Here is a 19,783-nt window from a genome sequence, read left to right as displayed (position 1 = left end):
GGGGCGGGCGGAGATGGGCGGCGGCACGGCACTGGTGCTCGGCGGCGGCGGACTGACCGGCATCGGCTGGGAGTGCGGAATGCTCAACGGGCTCGCCCGCGCGGGCGTGGACCTCACCACCGCGGACCTGGTCGTCGGCACCTCCGCCGGCTCGGTGGTCGGCGCCCAGCTCACCTCCGGGCTGCTCAGCGTGCAGGAGCTGTACGAGCGCCAGCTCGGCGACGCCTCGGCGGAACCCGTGGCGAAGCTGGGGGCCGCCGTCATCGCCCGGTACGCAATGGCGATGGCGCGCTCGCGCAGCGACGCCGCCGCCTACCGCAGGCGGGTGGGGGCCATGGCCCTGGCCGCGGACACCGGCTCGGAGGCGGACCGCCGCAAGGTCCTGGCCGCCCGGCTGGTCTCCCACGAGTGGCCCGAGCGGCGGCTGGTGGTCACCGCGGTGGACGCGGTCACCGGCGAGCTCGAGGCGTTCGAGCGGGGGAGCGGCAGCGGGCTGCTCGACGCGGTCTCGGCGAGCTGCGCGGTACCGGGGGTGTGGCCGCCGGTGACGGTCGCGGGCCGCCGCTTCATCGACGGCGGGATCCGCTCCGCCACCAACGCCGACCTGGCCGCCGGTTACGACCGTGTGGTGATCCTCGCCCCGATCTCGCTCGGTTCCGCACTGGTGCCCTCGCCGTCGGCGCAGGCCGAGCGGCTGCGGGAGGCGGGGGCGCGGGTCCTGCTGATCACCCCGTCGCCGGCCGCCCGCAAGGCCTTCGGGCGCAACGTGCTGGATCCGGCGCGGCGGGCCCCGGCGGCGCGCGCGGGCCTGGCGCAGGCCCGGGAGCACGCGGCGGAGGCGGCGGCGGTCTGGTCGTCCGGGGCCGCCTGAGGGCCGTTCGAAGCCCGTACGACCGCTGCCGGACAATGGAGCGGTGAGCGACGAACAGATCCCGGTCGTCCGGGACGTGGGCCAGGGCACCGCCAAGCTGATGCCGGACGTCGACCGGGACCGGGCCTGGCTGCTGACCGTCGACGGGGCCCCGCAGTCGTACGTGGACCTGGACGATCCGCAGCACCTGGAATTCGAGTACGTACGCCGCCTCGCGCACGTCCTGGACTGCGCCGCCGAGCCGGGGCTCGCGCTGGACCTCCTGCACCTCGGCGGCGGCGCGCTCACGCTGCCGCGCTACGCCGCGGCCACCCGGGCCGGCTCCCGGCAGACGGTCGTCGAGTTCGACGCGGGCCTGGTCGGCCTGGTGGCCGAACACCTGCCGCTCGCGGCGGGCTCCGGGGTCACCGTGCACACCGCCGATGCCCGCGCCTGGCTGGAGGCCGCGCCCGCGGCGAGCGCGGACGTCGTCGTGGCCGACGTGTTCGGCGGCTCCCGGGTGCCGGCCCAGCTGACGTCGGTGGAGTACGCCCGGGCGGCCGCGCGGGTGCTGCGGCCGGGCGGGCTGTACGCGGCGAACCTGGCCGACGGGGCGCCCTTCGACTTCCTGCGGGCGCAGGTGGCGAACTTCGCCGAGGCCTTCGCGGAACTGGCGCTGATCGCCGAGCCGGCGGTGCTGCGGGGGAGGCGCTTCGGGAACGCCGTACTGCTGGCCTCCGACGTCCCGCTGGACGTGGGGGCGCTGGCCCGCAAGTGCGCGGCCGACGCGTTCCCCGCCCGGGTGGAGTACGGGGACGGGCTGGCCCGGTTCAGGAAGGGCGCGGCGCCGGTGGCCGACGCGGACGCGGCTCCCTCACCGGCGCCGCCGGAGGGCGCGTTCAGCCTGGGGTGAGCGGCCGGGGCCGACGGTGCGTCAGTGGCCGACGGCCCCGGCGGCAGTCTGCTCGGCCGGGTCCGCGGCGGCCGGGGCCGCCCCGGCGACGGGCTTGCCGTGCGCCCTGCGGGTCATGCGGCGGACGTCCGGGACCAGCAGGACGAGGGCGGTGGGCACGACGACCAGGACCGCGCAGCCCCACAGGGACTGGGTGCGCCCGAAGGCCGCTTCGGCGGGCCCGGCCAGGGCGGTGGCCACCGGAAGCATCGACACCGAGCCGAACCAGTCGTAGGCGGTGACCCGGGAGAACTTCTCCTCCGGTATCTCCTGGTGCATCGCCGTCATCCAGTTCACGCCGAAGACCTCGATCGCGGCGCCGCTGACGAACATCACCACGCACAGCCCCCATACGGGCAGCGGCACGGCGAGTCCCGCCGAGGGCAGCGCCAGCGGGAACACGCACAGCGTGCCGACGAGCAGCAGACGGCGCGGCTTCCAGGCCATCATCAGGACGGCCCCGGCGATGGTACCGACGCCGAAGAAGGCCAGGGCCACGCCCCAGGGCGCGGGCCCGCCCAGCCGGTCCCGGGCGACCAGGGGTCCGTAGACCGCGTCGGCGGCACCGACCACGGCCACCACGACGGAGAACTGGAGCACGATGCTCCACAGCCAGGGGCGGGTGCGGACCTCAACCCAGCCCTCCCGCAGATCGGCCAGCAGACCGCCGCCGGGGGCCCGGTCGGGCACGTGGCTGACGTCGAGGAAGGTCCGCAGGGCCCCGGCGACGGCGAAGGCGGCCGCGTCGGCGGCCAGGACCCACCCCGGGCCGACCGCGGCGATCATCGCCCCCCCGAGGGCCGCGCCGCCGATGCCGGCGCCGTTGATCGCCATGCGGAACAGCGCGAAGGCCCGGTTGGAGTGTTCGCCGGAGACGGTGGAGAGCAGCATGCCCTCGGCGGCGGGGTTGAAGAAGGCCGTACCGGTGCCGCACAGGGCGGTCAGCAGCATCATCTGCCACAGCGGGGGTTCGCCCGTGAGGACGAGGACGGCGAAGGCGGCCTGCGAGAGGCAGTTCAGGGCGTTGGCCGCGACCATCACGCGGTGGCGGGGCAGCCGGTCGGCGATGGCGCCGCCGATGAGGAGGAAGAGGACGAGCGGCAGCGTGCGGGCGGCCGCGATCAGCCCCACGTCGCCGACGGACCCGCCGGCCTGCATGACCGCGAAGGCGGCCGCGATGTGCGCTCCGTGGCTCCCCAGGTTCGTGATGATCGCCGCACCCGTGAGCAGGCTGTAGTTGCGGCCGGCCCAGTCGGGTCGGCGGCGGTTCGCGGGCGTACGGGGTGCTGCGGTGCGGGGAGAGCTCACCCAGGGACTATCCCCGCCCCGGGCCGAGAATCCAAACGGATTGCGGGCCCGGGGCGCGGGGATCACGGGGTGGTGAGCCGGATGGAGCTGATCACCTTGTCGGAGACCTCGGTCGGAACCTCGTCCTTCACGCCGGCCGCGCTGATGAGCACGAAGCTGGCGAAGTCACCGACTGCGTTCTTGAAGCCGAAGCCGACCGCCTTGCCGTCGGTGGAGCACTTGTGCTCCTTCTTCAGGTTCGGGGCGGTCACCGCCACGATGTGGCCCTTGATCCCGGAGGAGGTCGTGTACTCCTTGGCGGCGCCCACCTTGACCGTTCCCTTGGGCTCCTTCTGGGCGAAGGCCGCCCAGACCCAGGCGGCGGTGTTGTCGGTCGCCACCTGCGCGGTGTCCTTGGCGCCCTGGGCGCCCTTGACGCCGGTGTCCGCGACCGAGAACTTCTCGACCCTGCCGTCCGCGTCCTTGTCGACCGTGCACCACTCCTCCTTGAGGGTGGCGGTGCCGGTCATCGTGATGAGCGGCGAGCCGTCCTTCTTGACCTCGTCGGAGATGGAGAGGATCGCGCCGGACTCGTTGACGTTCCACTCGGGGGGCACGTCGTAGCTGACGTTGTACTTCGTGTTGACCACGACCTTCCAGCCCGGGATGACGGGCTGGGCGCTGCCGCCGGCCCGCGGGTTCGGGCTGCTGCCGGCCGGGGCGGGTGCCTCGGGGGCCGACGCCGAGGGGCTGGCCGCCGGCTTGTCGTCGGCCTCGGTCTTCTTGTCGTCCCGGGTCAGGACGAACGCGCCGGTCGCGGCGGCGGCCACGACGACGGCGGCCGCGGCGACGATCGCCACGGTCTTGGTCGAGTACGGGCTCCCGCCGCCGGTGGCGGCGGGCTGGGGCTGCTGAGGCAGTTGGGGCTGGCCCCACTGCTGGCCGGGAACGCCCTGGGGCGGCTGGTACCCCGGCTGCTGCGGGTATCCGTAACCGGGCTGCTGCTGGTAAGGGTTCGGCTGCCCCGGCTGTCCCGGCTGCTGCTGGTACGGGTTCTGTTGCGCGTCCTGAGGGTTCTGTTCGCCCCCGGGCGGCTGCTGCTGTCCTGGCCACATGGCCGGTAACGATAGTGGCCGTGCCCATGGGGAGCCACGGCCGCCCCCTTGGGAGCTCTGGCCAATGAGTACTACCCGTGGGTAACATCGCGTTCCATGAGCGCAGATCAGATGAACGTGGGCGAACTGCTCGCCGCGACCGTACCGATGGCCCGGACCCTGAACCTCCAGTTCCTGGAGACCACCCCCGAGCGCGCGGTCGTCCGGCTTCCCGACCAGCCCGACTACCACAACCACGTCGGCGGCCCGCACGCCGGCGCGATGTTCACCCTCGCCGAGTCCGCGAGCGGCGCGATCGTCCTGGCCGCCTTCGGCGACCAGCTCTCGCGCGCCGTCCCGCTCGCCGTGAAGGCCGAGATCGGCTACAAGAAGCTCGCCAAGGGCGTCGTCACCGCCACCGCCACCCTCGGCCGCCCGGCCGCCGAGGTCATCGCCGAACTCGACGCCGGCGGCCGCCCCGAGTTCCCGGTCACCATCGCCATCCAGCGCGAGGACGAGGCCGTGACCGGTGAGATGACCGTCGTCTGGACCCTGCGTCCCAACGCGTGACGACCGGCGCGCCGCCGCTGCCGGAGGGCTGAACCTCGGCACCGCGGTGGCGCGTCCCGGCGGGCCCCGGCGGACCCACGACGCACAGTGGGCGCGGGAGCGGTCCGGCGCGGGCCGCTCCCGCCGCCGCCGCACGCCGCAGGGAGCGCCATGAGCGAGGCCGTGTCCAGACGTTCCGCGATGCGACTGCTAGCGGCGGCGGGCACGGCGGCCACGGCCCTCGCAGCGGGCGCCTGCGCGCCCGGAGCGCCGTCCGGCGCGGGAGTCCGCAAGGCGCCGCCCGCCGCACCCGCACCCGCCCCCGCCGAGGCCGAGGGCGCCGCGCGGATCGACGCCCTGCTGGCGCGGCTCACCCTCGACGAGAAGACGGCCCTGCTGCACGGAGCCCCCGATCCGCACAGCCTCGGCCAGGCGGGCTACGTGCCCGGCGTACCGCGCCTGGGCATCCCGCCGCTGCGCCTGGCCGACGGGCCCGCCGGGGTGCGGGTCACCCGACCCGCCACCGCCCTGCCCGCGCCGGTCCTGCTCGCCTCCGCCTTCGACCCGGCGCTCGCCCGCGAGTACGGCCGCGTCATCGGCCGCGAGGGCCGGGCGCTCGGCCAGGACGTCCTGCTGTCACCCATGGCCAACCTCATCCGCACCCCGTACGCGGGCCGGAACTTCGAGACCTTCGCCGAGGACCCGCGCCTGACCGCCGACCTGGTGGGCGAGATGATCCGCGGTATCCAGGACGAGGGCCTCATCGCCACCGTCAAGCACTTCGCCCTCAACAACCAGGAGCACGGCCGCGACACCGTCGACGTGATCGCCGCCGAGCAGACCCTTCACGAGACCGAGCTACGGGGCTTCGAGGCCGCCGTGGCGGCCGGCGCGGGCGCCGTCATGGGCGCCTACAACAAGGTCAACGGCGTCCACGCCTGCGAGAACAAGGCGCTGCTCGACGAACTGCTCCGCGGCAGCTGGGGGTTCGACGGCTGGGTGATGTCCGACTGGGACGCCACCCACAGCACCGTCGCCGCCATCGGCGCCGGCCTCGACATGGAAATGCCGGCCGGAACCCACTTCGGCGGACCGCTGCGCGAGGCTGTGCGCGGCGGATCCGTACCGGAGGCCGCCGTCGACCTCGCCGTCCACCGGATCCTGGCCACCATGGACCGCTTCGGACTGCTCGCGGCCCCGCCCGCCGCACGGCCCCCGCGGGACGCCGCCGCCGGGGCAAGGACCGCCCGCAAGGTGGCCACCGCGGGAGCGGTTCTGCTGCGCAACGAGCAGGGCACCCTGCCCCTGGCCGGCGCCGCCGCCCGCTCGATCGCCGTGATCGGACCGACCGGGCAGGTGCCCTTCGTCAGCGGCGGTGGCAGCGCGCACGTGGTCCCCGACGGGGCGGCCGCCCCGCTCACCGCCATCCGGCGACGGGCCGGGAACGGCGCGACCGTCCGCTACGCCCTCGGTGAGGACCTGTACGGGCGGCCGCTCCCGGCGAAACTGCTGACCCCGGCCGCCGACCTCGACGGGCGGACGGTCGACCCCGGGCGCGTCTGGAGCCACGAGGGGCAGTTCCGCCTCGCGGCCGACGACGAGTGGACCCTGCTCGTGCACTACACGGGGAAGCGGCCCGTCGTACGCCTCGACGGGGAGGAGCTGTTCCCCGTCCGGCAGGGTGTGGCCGAGTACTTCGCCGGCGGACTGCTCGGCTCCGCACCCGGCGGGATGAGCGTCCGCCGCACCACCCTCGCCCTCAAGGCGGGCACCCACCGGCTCGCCGTGACCGCCGAGGGCGGGGACCAGGGGCAGCGCTTCCGGCTCCGGCACACCACCGGGGCGATCCGCGCCGCCGACCTCGCCGAGGCCGTGAGGACCGCGAAGGCTGCCCACAGCGTGGTGCTGTTCGCCTACGAGGACGCCACCGAGGGCCGGGACCGCACCACCCTGGCACTCCCCGGCGGGCAGGAGCGGCTGATCGAGGCGGTGGCCGCAGCGAACCCCCGTACGACCGTCGTGCTCAACACCTCCTCCAGTACGACGATGCCGTGGCTCGCCCGTACCGCAGCGGTCCTCCAGATGTACTACCCGGGCCAGGAGGGCGCGGGAGCCACCGCCGACATCCTCTTCGGGGACGCGGACCCCGGAGGCCGCCTCACCCAGACCTTCCCGGCCGACGAGCAGGCCACCCCGGTCGGCGGCGACCCGCTCCGCTACCCGGGCGTGGGCGGCCGCCAGGAGTACTCCGAGGGCATCCACGTCGGTCATCGCTGGTACGACGCCCAGCGGGTGAGTCCGCTGTTCCCCTTCGGGCACGGGCTCTCGTACACCACCTGGCAGTACGACAAGCTCACCGTCCGGCCGGAGCGGTCCGGGCTGCGCGTGGAGTTCACCGTCCGCAACACCGGCCGCCGCAAGGGCACCGAGGTGGCCCAGGTGTACGTCGGGCCGTCCGCGGAACTGGAGCTGGACCAGCCGGTGCGCGCGCTGGCCGGCTACCGGCGGCTGGTCCTGGCGCCCGGCGAGGCGGAGCGCGTCAGCCTCGGCATCGGCGAACGGGCGCTGTCGTCATGGGACCCGGAGCGGCACGCCTGGGTACTGGGTTCCGGCCGACGGCAGGTGTTCGTGGGCCGATCGTCGCGCGAACTGCCACTGAGGTCCAAGGCGGTCGTGACGAGCCGATAGGCTGCGCGTTCGGTGTGTCACAGGGGGCGCGCCGGGGACGACACGGGAGGACGTACCGGTGCACATCCAGGAATGGCTGGAGACGATTCCGGCGGTCAGCATCTATCTCCTGGTGGGTCTGGTCATCGGGCTGGAAAGCCTCGGCATCCCGCTGCCCGGAGAGATCATCCTGGTCAGCTCGGCGCTGCTGGCCTCGCAGCACGGGGAGATCGACCCCGTGGTCCTCGGGCTCTGCGCGATCACCGGGGCGATCGTGGGCGACTCGATCGGCTACGCGATCGGCCGCCGGGGCGGCAAGCCGCTGCTGGAGCGGCTGGGCCGGCGCTTCCCCAAGCACTTCGGACCCCAGCAGGTGGCGCTGGCGGAACGCTCCTTCGAGAAGTGGGGCATGTGGGCCGTCTTCTTCGGACGGTTCGTGGCCCTGCTGCGGATCTTCGCCGGTCCGCTGGCGGGCGTGCTGCACATGCCCTACTGGCGCTTCCTGGTCGCCAACGTCCTCGGCGGCATCCTCTGGGCCGGCGGCACCACCGCCGTCATCTACTCGGTCGGGATCGTCGCCGAGCCGTGGCTGAAGCGGTTCTCCTGGCTGGCCCTGGCGCTCGCCGTGCTCTTCGGGCTCGCGGTCACGCTCGTGGTGCGCAGCCGGATGAAGAAGGCGGCCGCGGCAGCCGGGGCCGCCGGAACCGAGATCCCCGCACAACAGGCGGCCCGGGCCACCGTCGGCGAATGACGGCAGCGGGACGACCGGAGCCGGACTGGTCGGACGAGGGCCGGGAGGACCACTACCACCCGCTCGCGAACGCGCTCGGACGCGCTGCCGAGGCCGGCGACACCGGCCGGGTGCGACACCTGCTGGCCGAGGGGGCCGACGCCGACGCCTGGGTCCCCGGCGGCCGGCGCGCCCTGGACCTGGCCGTGTGCGCCGGACGGGCGGAAGCCGTCCGGCTCCTCCTCGCGGCCGGTGCCGACCCCCGGCTCGACGCCGGCCCCTACCTCGAGGCGACGCCGCTGGCCCTGGCCGCGATGAACGGCTACCCGGACGTCGCCCGGGCCCTCCTCGACGCCGGCGCCCCGCCGGGCGGCCCCGCGGGCGGGCTGCGCTACGTACCGCTGATCCTGGCGGCCACCTCCTCGGCGGGCGGGAGCCCGGAGACCGTGGACGTGTTGCTGGACCGGGGCGCAGACATCGAGGAGACGAGGCGGGACCGCACCGCGCTCGAGTGGGCCGCCCGGCAGGGCTGCCCGGCCACGGTGGCACGGCTCCTCGAGCGCGGCGCCGCCCTGACCGAGCGGACCTTCCGGGAAGCGGCCGCGGGACGCAGGTCCACGGGCAGCACGAGACCGGGCCCCGGCACGCGCCACGACGACTACGAGGCCGTCGGGGCGCTGCTCGTGCCCGCGCGGGAGGCCCGGTCTAGCCCTCCGGGGTGACCGACGCGCGGTGCTGCTTGGCCAGCTCCACGTACATCAGGGCGTTGACCTTGATGCCCTCGCGCTCCTCGTCGGTCAGCTCGCGGCGCACCTTGGCGGGCACGCCCGCCACCAGCGAGCCGGGCGGCACGACCATGCCCTGCGGGACCAGGGCCTGCGCGGCCACCAGCGAACCGGCGCCGATCACGGCACCGTTCAGCACGGTCGCACCCATGCCGATCAGGCAGTCGTCCTCGACGGTGCAGCCGTGCACGACCGCGTTGTGGCCGATGGAGACGCGCTCGCCGATCGAGACCGGGAAGCCGGGGTCCACGTGGACCGTGCAGTTGTCCTGCAGATTGCTGTCGGCGCCGAACGTGATCGGTCCGCAGTCGGCGCGCAGCACCGCCGAATACCAGATGCTCGCGCCCGCCGCGAGGGTGACGTCGCCGACCACGACCGAGGTCGGAGCCGTGAAGGCCGTCGGGTCGATGTCCGGGTTCTTGCCGCCGACACCCGCCACGAGTGCCTGGGCCGCCTGGTACGTCATGTTCTCTTCCTCTGCCGTCTGTCGTCCGGTTGCCGCGCTAACGGCACCGTAGGCCACGCGTGCACCGCACCGGCGATGGGGTGAAGATCACAGGAGTGTGGCCGGGGCGGGCGGGGTCCGGCGCACTACCGTGGCCGGGTGCCGAAGAAACAGAACACGTTCTCATCTCTGACGGCCGCGCGCCGCCGGCTGGCGAGCCGCGTGGTCCACACCGGCTGGCGCTGGATGCAGCAGGCCGGCGCGGTCACCGCGCAGACCCCGGGGCGGCTCAGGTTCGGTGCGATCGGGGACGGTACCCGGCTCGCCTTCCCGCAGGGCACCGTCTTCGGCGAGCGGTGGATCCGGCTCGGCGGGCACTGCATCATCGGCGAGCAGGTCACCCTCACCGCCGGGATGATGCCGGACCTCGACCTGGGCTCCGAGCCGATGCTGGTGCTCGGCGACGGCGTGGTCATAGGCCGGAACAGCCATGTCATCGCCGACGCCCGGATCACCATCGGTTCGAACACCTTCTGCGGCCCCGGCGTCTACATCACGTCCACCAACCACAGCTACGACGACCCCCACGAGCCCGTCGGCCGGCAGTGGCCGCGCAACGCGCCCGTGGAGATCGGCCCGGGGTGCTGGCTCGGCACCGGCGCGGTGATCCTGCCGGGTGCGCGCCTCGGCCGCAACGTGGTGGTGGCGGCGGGCTCCGTCGTACGGGGAGAGGTGCCGGACCACGCCGTGGTGGCGGGGGCGCCGGCGCGCATCGTACGGCGCTGGGAGCCGGAGACGGGCTGGCAGCCGCCGCTGCGCACGCCCACGCCGGTGCCGATCCCGGAGGGGATGACCCCGGAGCAGCTGCGGGGTCTGGCCGAGCTCGCGGAGGCCGAGCACTCCTAGGCCGTTCAGCCCGCGGCCAGGAGAACCGTTCCGGCGAGGGCGAGGCCGGCGCCCGCCGCCTGGACCGCGCGCAGTCGTTCCTTGAGCACGGCGAAGGCGGCCAGTGCGGTGATCACCGGGTAGAGCGAGGACAGGACGGCCGCCATCGTGACGGGGCCGTTCTGGGCGGCTATGGAGTACGTGCCGTTCGCCGCGACGTCCGCGAGGCCGACGAAGGCCAGGGCGGGCAGCAGCCCCCACAGGAGCTTCGGGTCGGCGCCGGCCGGGAGGGCGGGTATGCCGCGCCGGGTCTGGGCCCAGAGGGCGGCGCCACCCACGGCGACATTGGTGACCCGCTGCACGAACAGCGCGAGGAACAGTCCGGTGACGGTGCTGGACGCCTCCGCGATCAGCGCCATCACCGCGCCGAAGCCGAAGGCCGCGACCAGGGTGAGGACGACGGCCCGCCGCTGGACGGGCGCGCCGCGCAGCTCCGGGCCGCCCGCGAGGACGATGCCGACGACCGCCACCGCGATCCCCGCGACCTGCCCGAGGCCGGGCCGCTCGCCCGCTATCAGCCCGGCGGTGACGGGCACGACCACGCCGAGGGAGCCCAGCGGCGAGACGACGCCCATCGGGCCGAGGGCCAGTGCCTTGTAGAACGCGAGCATGGCGACCGGCCCGACGAGGCCCGCGCCGACCGCGAACCACAGCTGTGGGCCGGCCTCCCGCCAGGCGCCGGTGCCGAGGACCACCGCGCCGAGCACGACCACGGCGACGATCTGCGAGACGACGACCACCGTGAGCGCCGGGATCCGGCGGGTCAGGAGCCCGCCGCCGAAGTCGGCGAGCCCCCACAGCACGGCTGTGGCCAGGGCGAAGAGGGCGGTCATGCAGGCCTCGCAGTACAGTGCGGTGAACGCTGGAGTGCAGCATCGAATACAGAACACGTTAGTGCACTCTGTTGGACTGTGTCATCCAAAATATTGGACGGAATGGTGTCGGACCTCGAACAGCTCACCCAGGCGCTCGCCCGGAACCTCAAGCGGTGGCGCGGCGAGCGCGGATTCACCCTGGACTCCCTGGCGGCCCGCGCGGGAGTGAGCCGCGGGATGATCATCCAGATCGAGCAGGCCCGTACGAACCCCAGCGTGGGCACCACCGTCAGGCTGGCCGACGCGCTGGGCGTCAGCATCTCCGCGCTCCTCGACCACGACCGGGGCCCGCAGGTCCGCATCGTCCAGCCGGACCAGGCGGTGCGGATCTGGTCCAGCGAGGCGGGCAGCTCGACGACGATGCTGGTCGGCACCGACGAACGCGGGCCGATGGAGCTGTGGACGTGGCACCTGGTGCCGGGCGAGGGGACGGACTCCGTCGCGCACCCGGCCGGGACCATCGAGATGCTGCACGTCACGGCCGGGGAACTGACGCTGGTGGTCGGCGAGGAGGAGTTCCGCGTCCCGGCCGGGGCCGCGGCCGCCTTCGAGGCGAACCTCACGCACTCCTACCGCAACGACGGCTCCGTACCGATGGAGATGACCCTCGCCGTGTCGGTCCCGCCGGTCTCGGCCCAGGTACCCGCACATGCCCCCGCGCACGCGCACGGGGGCACCGGCACCGGCGCGTCCGCCGACTAGTCCGTCTCTTTCGGATCTTGTCGGCCGAGCCCGCGTTGTCCGGTGCCGTGCCTCGCAAGGCGGAGGGGCTCTCGTGTACTGGACGTACTTGTGAGGTCCCGACAACGCGGCGAGGTGCGGTGCCGGGCAGCGCGGGCCCGGGCAAGATCCGAAAGAGACGGCTTAGGCCCGGAGCGCCGGGATCTCGATCGCGGGGCAGCGGTCCATGACCATCGCCAGCCCCGTCTCGCGGGTGCGGGCGTACGCGGCCTCGTCGATCACTCCGAGCTGGAACCAGACGGCCTCGGCGCCGACGGCGACGGCCTGGTCGGCCACCGGCCCGGCCAGCTCGCTGTTCACGAAGACGTCCACCACGTCCACCTTGAACGGGATGTCCGCCAGCGAGGCGTAGCCGGGCTCGCCGTGCACGGTCTCGGCCTTGGGGTGCACCGGGATCACGCGCTTGCCGAACCGCTGCAGCACGCGGGCCACCCCGTAGGCCGCGCGGTCCTGGTTGTTCGAGAGCCCCACCACGGCCCAGGTGTCGCCGAGTTCGGTGAGGATCTTGCGGATGGTTGCCGGATCGCCGTACACGTGTGCCGCCTCCTGGTGCTCCGTGTGCCCGCCGGCCCGTCGTGTCGGCCCGGCGCTCAGCCGCATCAACCGAAATCTCCCGGGCGCGATTCCCCGGCGCCGCTCCCGGAGCCGCTCTGTAGTCTGTCGCTCCGTTCGAACGGTGCGAGGAGTGGGACGTGGACACGCTGGTGGAGGCCTCCGTCGTGGCGGCCCTGCACACGGGTGACGCCGGGGCGGTCCGCCTGTACGCGGCCGCCTGCGCCGAACGCGCGGTGCCCCTGTTCATCGGCATGCGGGCGGGCGTCCCGGACCGCGAGGCCGACGTGGACCTCTGCGTGGAGTCCCTGCGCCGCCTCTGGTACGCGGACCGGCCCCTGTCCGACGCCGCCGAGCGCGTGCGCGCGCTCGAGCGCTTCCCGGAACTGCTGCCGAACGAGGAGGGCATCACCGACGTCGCCGGGACCTATGCCTTCTTCGGTGTCCTCGTCCTGCGGTACGCGCTGCTGGCCAACGCCTCGGCGGACGTCGGCCACGCGCTGTCCTGCGGTCATGGCGCGCTCACCGCGATGGGTCTGCTGGACCGGGGCCCGGCCGGTGGCGCCGTCTTCCGGGCCGAGGAGGAAGCGCTGCAGGCCCGCTCGCTGAGCGGTGACGCCGCGGGCCTGTGGGAGGCGAGCGTCGCGTCGGGGCGCGAGCGGCTCCGCGCCGTGCTCGGCCGCCTACCCCGCTGACGGGTCCACGTTCCAGGCCGACGGCAGGGACGCGTCGCAGAAGACGCAGACGAAGTACTCGTCCCGGACGATGTTCAGCTGCGCGCAGGCCGGGCAGCGCCGGAAGACCACCTCGTGGGTGAAGCCGGACGGGTGCCCGATCCCCGCCGCGTCCAGTGCCCGCGCGACGGCCGGCCACGAGCAGGCGTCGGGGCAGTATCCGGTCGACTGGTTGCTCACCGTACGGACCACCCACCGCCCGCAATCCCGCCCGAAGGCGATCTCCCCGGCGCTCAGCACCGTGCCGCCGCCGGCGCAGACCACGTGCTCGCTGCGCCGCGGCGCGAGCCTCAGCACACCGCCGCCGTCCACGACGAACGTGACGGGCTCGGACAGCTCGGCCGCCGCCGGGCCCGACGCCCAGTCCTCGAACTCCGCGGCCGAGCGGATGCTCCGGCCCACGCTCTCCGGCCGGACCAGCGCCCTCAGCCCGACCGGTCCCACGTACCGGTACTTCCACCCCCGTGGCTCCATGGCGGCCAGCGTAGGCCGTGACCTGCCGCGGACGGGCGGGGGCCCGTTCTGCACCGCTTAGGGTGGTGAGGTGAAGGCAGACCAGTACGTGACGGTGGCCCGTGAGGGCGTGCACGAGTCCGAGATCAACCGCTCGCGCTTCCTGTGCTCGATCGCGCCCGCCGCGACCGAGCAGGAGGCCCAGGACTTCGTCGCACGCATCCGCAAGGAGCACCCCACCGCCACGCACAACTGCTTCGCCTACATCGTCGGCGCCGACGCGTCCGTCCAGAAGGCCAGCGACGACGGCGAGCCCGGCGGCACCGCCGGGGTGCCCATGCTGCAGATGCTGATGCGCCGCGACATCCGCTACGCGGTCGCCGTCGTCACCCGCTACTACGGCGGCGTGAAGCTCGGCGCGGGCGGCCTGATCAGGGCCTACGGCGGCGTCGTCGGCGAGGCCCTCGACGAGCTCGGCACCGTCACGAGGCGCCGCTACCGGCTGGCCACCGTCACCGTCGACCACCAGCGCGCCGGCAAGACCCAGAACGATCTGCGCTCCACCGGCCGGACCGTGGTGGACCTGCGCTACGGGGCCGAGGTGGAGATCGAGGTGGCCCTTCCGGAGGCGGACCTGCCCGCCTTCGAGGCCTGGCTCGCCGACACCACCGCGGGCAGCGCCGGTCTCACCCTCGGCGGAGAGACGTACGCGCCCTGAGCGCCCCCGGGGACGGGTTAGCGTAGAGGGGTTCAGCGAGCGGGAGACGACCAGGGGGAGACGGCATGCGCGGCGGGGCCGGCGAGTGAAGTTCCTGCACACCTCCGACTGGCACCTCGGCCGGGCCTTCCACCGGGTCAACCTGCTCGGCGCCCAGGCGGTCTTCATCGACCACCTCGTCGAGACCGTGCGCGAGCGCGAGGTCGACGCCGTCCTCGTCGCCGGTGACGTCTACGACCGGGCCGTGCCCCCGCTGCCCGCCGTCGAACTGTACGACCGGGCCCTGCACCGCCTCGCCGACCTCGGCGTGCCCACCGTGATGATCTCCGGCAACCACGACTCCGCGCGCCGGCTCGGCGTCGGTGCCGGGCTGATCGGCCGGGCCGGGATCCACCTGCGGACCGACCCGGCCGGCTGCGCCGAGCCCGTCGTCCTGGCCGACGTACACGGTGACGTGGCGCTCTACGGTCTGCCGTACCTGGAGCCCGCCCTGGTCAAGGACCAGTTCAGTGCGGAGAAGGTCAGTCACGAGGCGGTCCTCGGCGCTGCCATGGACCGGATCCGGGCCGACCTGGCGGCCCGCCCGGCCGGCACCCGTTCGATCGTCCTCGCGCACGCCTTCGTCACCGGCGGACAGGCCTGCGACAGCGAACGCGACATCACCGTCGGCGGGGTCGAGGCCGTACCCGCCTCCGTCTTCGACGGCGTGGACTACGCCGCCCTGGGCCACCTCCACGGCAGTCAGACCATCCACGAACGGGTCCGCTACTCCGGATCCCCGCTCGCCTACTCCTTCTCCGAGGCCGACCACCGCAAGACCATGTGGCTGATCGAACTCGGCGCGCAGGGCGAGATCGCCGGAGCCGAGCGGATCGACACCCCGGTCCCGCGCACCCTCGCCCGGCTCCGCGGACGGCTGGAGGACCTGCTGCAGGATCCGGCGCACCAGGTCCACGAGGACGCCTGGGTCGAGGCCACCCTCACCGACCCGGTCCGCCCCGACGACCCCATGGCCCGGCTCGCCGCCCGCTTCCCGCACACCCTCACCCTCGCCTTCGACCCCGAGGGCCGCCAGGAGGAGACCGGCGCCTCCTACGCCCAGCGGCTCAAGGGCCGCAGCGACCAGGAGATCGCCGAGGACTTCGTCGCCCACGTACGCGGCGGCGGTCACGCGGACGAGGCCGAACGGGCGGTCCTCCAGGGCGCCTTCGACGACGTACGGGCCGACGACAGCCACCGGGAGACCCACCGATGAGGCTGCACCGGCTGGCCGTGACCGCCTTCGGGCCGTTCGCCGAACCCCAGGAGATCGATTTCGACGCCCTCTCCGGCGCCGGCATCTTCCTGCTGCACGGACCCACCGGCGCCGGGAAGACCTCCGTGCTCGACGCCGTCTGCTACGCGCTCTACGGCTCCGTGCCCGGCCCCCGCCAGGCCCCCGGCACCAGCCTGCGCAGCGACCACGCCGCCGCGGACACCCCGACCGAGGTCACCCTCGAACTCACCGCGGGCGGACGCCGCCTGGAGCTCACCCGCCGCCCCGAGCAGGAGCGCCCCAAGAAGCGCGGCACGGGCACCACCAGGGACAAGGCCCAGAGCCGGCTGCGCGAGCACACCGGCGCGGGCTGGGAGCCGCTCAGCCGCTCCCACCAGGAGATCGGCGAGGAGATCGAGCAGCTGCTCGGCATGAGCCGCGAGCAGTTCTGCCAGGTCGTCCTGCTGCCGCAGGGGGAGTTCGCCCGGTTCCTGCGCGCCGACGAGGCGGCCCGCGGCCGGCTGCTCGGCCGGCTCTTCGACACCCGCCGTTTCGCCGCCGTCGAGACCCTGCTCGGCGAGCGCCGCCGGGCCGCCGAGGCCAAGGTCCGGGCCGGCGACGAGAAGGTCCTGCACACCGCCCAGCGGCTCGCGCAGGCCGCCGGCGACAGCGCCGACCTGCGGGCCTGGCCGATGCCCGGACACCAGCCGGGCGACCCCGGGCTCGCCGAGGCCGTCCGGGCCTGGGCGGCCGTCGCCCGGTGCGCGGCCCGCGAGCGCCTCGACGTCGCCGAGTACGCCCTGGCCGCCGTCGAGAGCCGGCACGCCGCCGCCCGGCGGGCCGCCGAGGACGCGCGGGAGCTCGACCGGCTCCAGCGCCGGCACGCCGAGACGCTCCGCCGGGCCGCCCTGCTCGCCGAGGCCGGGCCCGAGCGGGAACGGGTGCGCGGCCTGCTGGACCGGGCCCGGCGCGGCGCCCTGGTGGCCCCCGCCCTGGAACTGCGCGGCGCCGCCTCCGCAGCGCACCTCGCCGCGGCGCACGCCGAGACCTCCGCCCGGGCGCAGCTGCCGCCCACGCTGAAGGAGGCGGGAGCCGAGCAGCTGGCCGACGTCGAGCAGCGGCTGCGCGAGGCCCTCGGGGCGCTCGGCGCGGCGCAGCGGGCCGAACAGCGCAGCGCCGAGATCGGCCGGGAACGCGCCGACCTGGAACGGGAGTCCCGGGCCGCCGAGGAGCAGCACCAGGAGTCCGCCGAGTGGCTGGAGCGCTGGGAGGCGACCCGGACCGCCCTGCAGGAACGCGCGGACGCCGCCCAGCAGGCCGCGACGCTGGCCGAGCAGCTCGCGGGCCGGCTGGAACCCGCCCGCATGCAGTTGAACGCCGCCCGCCGACGGGACGAGCTCGACGCCGAGGCGGCGCGCGCCGCGGGCGAACTGCTCACCCTGCGCGAGGAGTCGGCCGCCGCCCGGGAGCGCTGGCTGGAGCTCAAGGAGGCCCGTCTGCGCGGGATCGCCGCCGAGCTCGCCGAGGCACTGGTGGCCGGGGAGGCCTGCACCGTGTGCGGGTCCGCGGAACACCCCGCTCCGGCCCGCCCGGCCCCCGGCCACGTGGACCGCGCCGCCGAGGACGCGGCCCACGCCCACTTCGAACGGGCCGAGCAGGCCCGGGCCGCCGTCGAGCGCCGGCTCGCCGCCGCGCAGGAGGCCCGCGCCGAGGCCGCGGCCGCCGCCGGGGAGGCCGCCACCGCCGAACTCCTCGATCTGACCGCCGATCTGAGCGCCCGCCATGCCGCCGCCCACGCGGCGGCGGCCGGCCTGCACGCCGCCCGGGAGCAGCTCGCCCGGGCCGAGCGGGAGCACGCCGCGCGCAGCGCCGACCGGCAGGGGGCGGAGACCCGGGCTGCCGCCAGGGCCTCGCGGCGCGAGGCCCTGGACCGCGAACAGGCCGGGCTGGAGACCGAACTCGCCCTCGTCCGGGACGGTGCGCCCACCGTCGCGGCCCGCGCCCGCACCCTGGAGGACCGGGTCCGGATGGTCTCCGTCGCGGCCACCTCGCTGCGCCGGGCCGAGACCACCGCGGCCCGGCTGAAGGAGGCCGACGACCAGCTCGCCGACGCCGCGTTCAAGGCCGGCTTCGACACCATCGAGGCCGCCGCCGACGCGGTGCTCCCCGAGTACGAGCGCACCGCGCTCCAACACCGGCTGGACGCCTGGCAGACGGAGGAGGCCCTGCTGGCGGACCGCCGCGGCGAGACCGGCGCCGCCGAAGCGGCAGCCCTGCCTCCGGCCGCACCGGACGCGGCCGAAGCGTACGCGGCCACGGCCGCGGCGAAGCTTCGTACGGCGGGATCGGCGGCCGACGCGGCCCGGGTGCGCTGCGCGGAGCTCGACCGGCTCTCCCGGCAGGCAGAGCAGGAACTGCGCGCGCTCGGCCCGCTCCGGGAGGCCTACGACCGGGTCGCCCGGCTGGCCGGACTCACCGCCGGCACCTCCGCCGACAACGAGCGCAAGATGCGCCTGGAGGCCTACGTACTGGCCGCCCGCCTGGAGCAGGTGGCCGCCGCCGCGACGGTACGGCTGCTGCGCATGTCCGGCGGCCGCTACACCCTGGTCCACTCCGACGCGCGGGCGAGCGGACGGGGGCGCTCCGGCCTCGGACTGCACGTGGTCGACGCGTGGACCGGCAGTGAGCGGGACACCGCCACCCTGTCGGGCGGCGAGACCTTCTTCGCCTCGCTCGCCCTGGCGCTCGGCCTCGCGGACGTGGTCACCGACGAGGCGGGCGGGATGCGCCTGGACACCCTCTTCATCGACGAGGGCTTCGGCAGCCTCGACGACCAGGCGCTGGACGAGGTGCTCGACGTCCTGGACTCGCTGCGCGAGCGGGACCGCAGCGTCGGCATCGTCAGCCACGTCGCCGACCTGCGGACCCGGGTCCAGGCCCAGCTGGAGATCGTCAAACAGCGCGGCGGCTCCGTGGTGCGCCACCGGACGGCGGCGCTCACGGACTGAGCGGCCTGCGGGGCAGCGGGGAGGAGTAGACGACGCTGGTCGTCACCGAACCGAGTCCCGCGATCCGGCCCGTGACCTCCTCCAGGTGCGACATCGAGCGGGTCGCGACCTTGAGGACGAAGCAGTCGTCGCCCGTGACGTGGTGCGCCTCCAGGATTTCCGGTGTGGCCTCCAGGAAGTCGTGGAAGGGCTTGTAGTTGCCGTGCGGGTAGCGCAGCCGCACCAGGGCGAGGATCGACTTGCCGAGCCTTTCCGGGTCCACGACCGCCGTGTAGCCGGTGATGATGCCGGTCTCCTCCAGCCGGCGGACCCGTTCGGTGACGGCGCTCGCGGACATGGCCACGGAGCGGGCGAGCTCGGTGAAACTGGCGCGGCCGTCCCGTTGGAGGGCTTCGAGGATCCGCCAGTCGGTGGCGTCAGGGGAATAGTCGGTCATGATGCAGGTCTAGCAGGGGATTCCCCGGTCGGACAAGGAAAAGGCCGGGGAATCTCACTTCCGGCCGTGATCAACGGATCGTAGATTTCTTGCCATGACCACGACGCAGACGCACACGAACCAGCCGGGATCCGCCGCCTCCGCCGCCTCCGCGGCCCCCGCCTCCATCAACCCCGTGCTCCGGGTGCCCCCGGCTCCGCCGGCCGCGGCCGCCGCGTACTTCGCCGCGAGCCTGGCCTTCCACGCGGACGTGTCGGATGTCGCCGCCGCCTTCAAGGCCCACCGCGAGCAGGGCGCGGAGCTCGGCTTCCAGCTCGTCGACTCCCGCTCCACCCCGTCCTGGGACCAGGCCCACGTGCCCGGCGCCGTCCACCTGCCCACCGCCCTCGTACCCGAGCAGGCCGAGCGGCTCCTCGACAAGAGCGTCCCCGTGGTGACGTACTGCTGGGGCCCCGGCTGCAATGGCGGCACCCGCTCCGCCCTCGCCCTGGCCGAACTCGGCTTCCAGGTCAAGGAGATGCTCGGCGGCATCGAGTACTGGATCCGCGAGGGCTTCGAGGTCGAGACCTGGCAGGGCGGCCGGCAGCGCGCCGAGGCCGACCCGCTGACCGCGCCGACCGACTCGGACGACTGCGGCTGCTGAGATGCGCCCCGCACGGGCCGCGGGCCCGTGCGGGGCGCACGAGGACGGGCCGCTCATCCCCCCG

Annotated in this window: 20 protein-coding genes; 13 read left to right on the top strand and 7 right to left on the bottom strand. The window is 74.4% G+C overall.

Going from position 1 to position 19,783, the window contains the following annotated elements:
- Positions 1 to 13 precede the first annotated feature (13 nt).
- A complete protein-coding gene (locus ACXNSR_RS07200; protein ID WP_458641316.1) occupies positions 14 to 871 on the top strand; it encodes a patatin-like phospholipase family protein in 858 nt (285 codons plus the stop codon).
- Positions 872 to 971: 100 nt separating this feature from the next.
- Positions 972 to 1,763, top strand: a complete 792-nt coding sequence (locus tag ACXNSR_RS07195; protein WP_458643218.1) for a spermidine synthase — start codon at positions 972 to 974, stop codon at positions 1,761 to 1,763.
- A 21-nt stretch (positions 1,764 to 1,784) separates the two neighbouring features.
- On the opposite strand, the gene ACXNSR_RS07190 is transcribed toward ACXNSR_RS07195, so the two are convergent.
- Entirely contained in the window at positions 1,785 to 3,110 is a 1,326-nt protein-coding gene (locus ACXNSR_RS07190) for an MFS transporter (RefSeq protein WP_458641315.1), read from the bottom strand.
- A 62-nt stretch (positions 3,111 to 3,172) separates the two neighbouring features.
- Positions 3,173 to 4,204 carry a hypothetical protein gene (locus ACXNSR_RS07185; RefSeq protein ID WP_458641314.1) on the bottom strand — a complete coding sequence of 344 codons (1,032 nt, stop codon included), beginning with the start codon at positions 4,202 to 4,204 and terminating at the stop codon, positions 3,173 to 3,175.
- Positions 4,205 to 4,300: 96 nt separating this feature from the next.
- Here ACXNSR_RS07185 and ACXNSR_RS07180 point away from each other — a divergent pair, with 96 nt between their 5' ends.
- From ACXNSR_RS07180 to ACXNSR_RS07165, 4 genes are all read left to right on the top strand, one after another.
- Positions 4,301 to 4,753: a DUF4442 domain-containing protein gene (locus tag ACXNSR_RS07180; RefSeq protein ID WP_181382609.1), complete on the top strand. Its 453-nt coding sequence runs from the start codon at positions 4,301 to 4,303 to the stop codon at positions 4,751 to 4,753.
- A 150-nt stretch (positions 4,754 to 4,903) separates the two neighbouring features.
- Positions 4,904 to 7,420 (top strand): glycoside hydrolase family 3 protein, encoded by a 2,517-nt coding sequence (locus ACXNSR_RS07175; RefSeq protein WP_458641313.1) that lies wholly within the window; start codon positions 4,904 to 4,906, stop codon positions 7,418 to 7,420.
- Between the two features lie 58 nt (positions 7,421 to 7,478).
- Positions 7,479 to 8,150, top strand: a complete 672-nt coding sequence (locus ACXNSR_RS07170) for a DedA family protein (RefSeq protein ID WP_458641312.1) — start codon at positions 7,479 to 7,481, stop codon at positions 8,148 to 8,150.
- Positions 8,147 to 8,851, top strand: a complete 705-nt coding sequence (locus ACXNSR_RS07165; protein ID WP_458641311.1) for an ankyrin repeat domain-containing protein — start codon at positions 8,147 to 8,149, stop codon at positions 8,849 to 8,851. The genes ACXNSR_RS07170 and ACXNSR_RS07165 overlap by 4 nt, the downstream gene beginning before the upstream one ends.
- Here the strand turns inward: ACXNSR_RS07165 and ACXNSR_RS07160 are convergent.
- Entirely contained in the window at positions 8,835 to 9,380 is a 546-nt protein-coding gene (locus ACXNSR_RS07160; RefSeq protein ID WP_458641310.1) for a gamma carbonic anhydrase family protein, read from the bottom strand. The genes ACXNSR_RS07165 and ACXNSR_RS07160 overlap by 17 nt on opposite strands.
- Positions 9,381 to 9,518: 138 nt before the next feature.
- Between ACXNSR_RS07160 and ACXNSR_RS07155 the strand changes: the two genes are divergently transcribed.
- Positions 9,519 to 10,265: an acyltransferase gene (locus ACXNSR_RS07155; protein WP_458641309.1), complete on the top strand. Its 747-nt coding sequence runs from the start codon at positions 9,519 to 9,521 to the stop codon at positions 10,263 to 10,265.
- 5 nt (positions 10,266 to 10,270) lie between these two features.
- Here ACXNSR_RS07155 and ACXNSR_RS07150 read toward each other — a convergent pair whose 3' ends face one another.
- Positions 10,271 to 11,137 (bottom strand): EamA family transporter, encoded by an 867-nt coding sequence (locus ACXNSR_RS07150; protein ID WP_458641308.1) that lies wholly within the window; start codon positions 11,135 to 11,137, stop codon positions 10,271 to 10,273.
- A gap of 105 nt (positions 11,138 to 11,242) precedes the next feature.
- Here ACXNSR_RS07150 and ACXNSR_RS07145 point away from each other — a divergent pair, with 105 nt between their 5' ends.
- Positions 11,243 to 11,881, top strand: coding sequence for a helix-turn-helix domain-containing protein (locus ACXNSR_RS07145; protein ID WP_458643217.1), 639 nt, complete (start codon positions 11,243 to 11,245; stop codon positions 11,879 to 11,881).
- A 162-nt stretch (positions 11,882 to 12,043) separates the two neighbouring features.
- Here the strand turns inward: ACXNSR_RS07145 and ACXNSR_RS07140 are convergent, their stop codons facing one another.
- Positions 12,044 to 12,454 carry a CoA-binding protein gene (locus ACXNSR_RS07140; RefSeq protein ID WP_458643216.1) on the bottom strand — a complete coding sequence of 137 codons (411 nt, stop codon included), beginning with the start codon at positions 12,452 to 12,454 and terminating at the stop codon, positions 12,044 to 12,046.
- A gap of 158 nt (positions 12,455 to 12,612) precedes the next feature.
- On the opposite strand from ACXNSR_RS07140, the gene ACXNSR_RS07135 reads away from it, so the two are divergent.
- Complete coding sequence (locus ACXNSR_RS07135; protein ID WP_458641307.1) at positions 12,613 to 13,167, top strand: hypothetical protein; 555 nt, start codon at positions 12,613 to 12,615, stop codon at positions 13,165 to 13,167.
- Here the strand turns inward: ACXNSR_RS07135 and ACXNSR_RS07130 are convergent.
- Positions 13,156 to 13,680, bottom strand: coding sequence for a hypothetical protein (locus ACXNSR_RS07130; protein ID WP_458641306.1), 525 nt, complete (start codon positions 13,678 to 13,680; stop codon positions 13,156 to 13,158). The genes ACXNSR_RS07135 and ACXNSR_RS07130 overlap by 12 nt on opposite strands.
- A 70-nt stretch (positions 13,681 to 13,750) precedes the next feature.
- On the opposite strand from ACXNSR_RS07130, the gene ACXNSR_RS07125 reads away from it, so the two are divergent.
- The 3 genes from ACXNSR_RS07125 to ACXNSR_RS07115 all read left to right on the top strand — a co-directional run bounded on the left by ACXNSR_RS07125 (position 13,751) and on the right by ACXNSR_RS07115 (position 18,640).
- Entirely contained in the window at positions 13,751 to 14,377 is a 627-nt protein-coding gene (locus tag ACXNSR_RS07125; protein ID WP_458641305.1) for a YigZ family protein, read from the top strand.
- Between the two features lie 85 nt (positions 14,378 to 14,462).
- Positions 14,463 to 15,632 (top strand): exonuclease SbcCD subunit D, encoded by a 1,170-nt coding sequence (locus ACXNSR_RS07120; protein ID WP_458641304.1) that lies wholly within the window; start codon positions 14,463 to 14,465, stop codon positions 15,630 to 15,632.
- Entirely contained in the window at positions 15,629 to 18,640 is a 3,012-nt protein-coding gene (locus ACXNSR_RS07115) for an AAA family ATPase (protein WP_458641303.1), read from the top strand. Before ACXNSR_RS07120 ends, ACXNSR_RS07115 begins: the two co-directional genes overlap by 4 nt.
- Here ACXNSR_RS07115 and ACXNSR_RS07110 read toward each other — a convergent pair.
- Complete coding sequence (locus ACXNSR_RS07110; protein ID WP_458641302.1) at positions 18,630 to 19,076, bottom strand: Lrp/AsnC family transcriptional regulator; 447 nt, start codon at positions 19,074 to 19,076, stop codon at positions 18,630 to 18,632. The genes ACXNSR_RS07115 and ACXNSR_RS07110 overlap by 11 nt on opposite strands.
- A gap of 94 nt (positions 19,077 to 19,170) precedes the next feature.
- Between ACXNSR_RS07110 and ACXNSR_RS07105 the strand changes: the two genes are divergently transcribed.
- Entirely contained in the window at positions 19,171 to 19,719 is a 549-nt protein-coding gene (locus tag ACXNSR_RS07105) for a rhodanese-like domain-containing protein (RefSeq protein ID WP_458641301.1), read from the top strand.
- Positions 19,720 to 19,783 lie beyond the last annotated feature (64 nt).

The sequence above is a fragment of the Streptomyces sp. NC-S4 genome (assembly GCF_054353315.1).
The sequence above is the reverse complement of the archived record's forward strand: the minus strand, read 5'-3'. Positions and strand labels throughout refer to the sequence as shown.

Excerpts from the sequence above, each read along its gene's own strand:
- ACXNSR_RS07200 (WP_458641316.1), top strand. The coding sequence starts at position 14 with ATGGGCGGCGGCACGGCACTGGTGCTCGGCGGCGGCGGACTGACCGGC.
- ACXNSR_RS07195 (WP_458643218.1), top strand. The coding sequence starts at position 972 with ATGCCGGACGTCGACCGGGACCGGGCCTGGCTGCTGACCGTCGACGGG.
- ACXNSR_RS07185 (WP_458641314.1), bottom strand. The coding sequence starts at position 4,204 with ATGTGGCCAGGACAGCAGCAGCCGCCCGGGGGCGAACAGAACCCTCAG.
- ACXNSR_RS07180 (WP_181382609.1), top strand. The coding sequence starts at position 4,301 with ATGAGCGCAGATCAGATGAACGTGGGCGAACTGCTCGCCGCGACCGTA.
- ACXNSR_RS07175 (WP_458641313.1), top strand. The coding sequence starts at position 4,904 with ATGAGCGAGGCCGTGTCCAGACGTTCCGCGATGCGACTGCTAGCGGCG.
- ACXNSR_RS07165 (WP_458641311.1), top strand. The coding sequence starts at position 8,147 with ATGACGGCAGCGGGACGACCGGAGCCGGACTGGTCGGACGAGGGCCGG.
- ACXNSR_RS07160 (WP_458641310.1), bottom strand. The coding sequence starts at position 9,380 with ATGACGTACCAGGCGGCCCAGGCACTCGTGGCGGGTGTCGGCGGCAAG.
- ACXNSR_RS07150 (WP_458641308.1), bottom strand. The coding sequence starts at position 11,137 with ATGACCGCCCTCTTCGCCCTGGCCACAGCCGTGCTGTGGGGGCTCGCC.
- ACXNSR_RS07130 (WP_458641306.1), bottom strand. The coding sequence starts at position 13,680 with ATGGAGCCACGGGGGTGGAAGTACCGGTACGTGGGACCGGTCGGGCTG.
- ACXNSR_RS07115 (WP_458641303.1), top strand. The coding sequence starts at position 15,629 with ATGAGGCTGCACCGGCTGGCCGTGACCGCCTTCGGGCCGTTCGCCGAA.
- ACXNSR_RS07110 (WP_458641302.1), bottom strand. The coding sequence starts at position 19,076 with ATGACCGACTATTCCCCTGACGCCACCGACTGGCGGATCCTCGAAGCC.
- ACXNSR_RS07105 (WP_458641301.1), top strand. The coding sequence starts at position 19,171 with ATGACCACGACGCAGACGCACACGAACCAGCCGGGATCCGCCGCCTCC.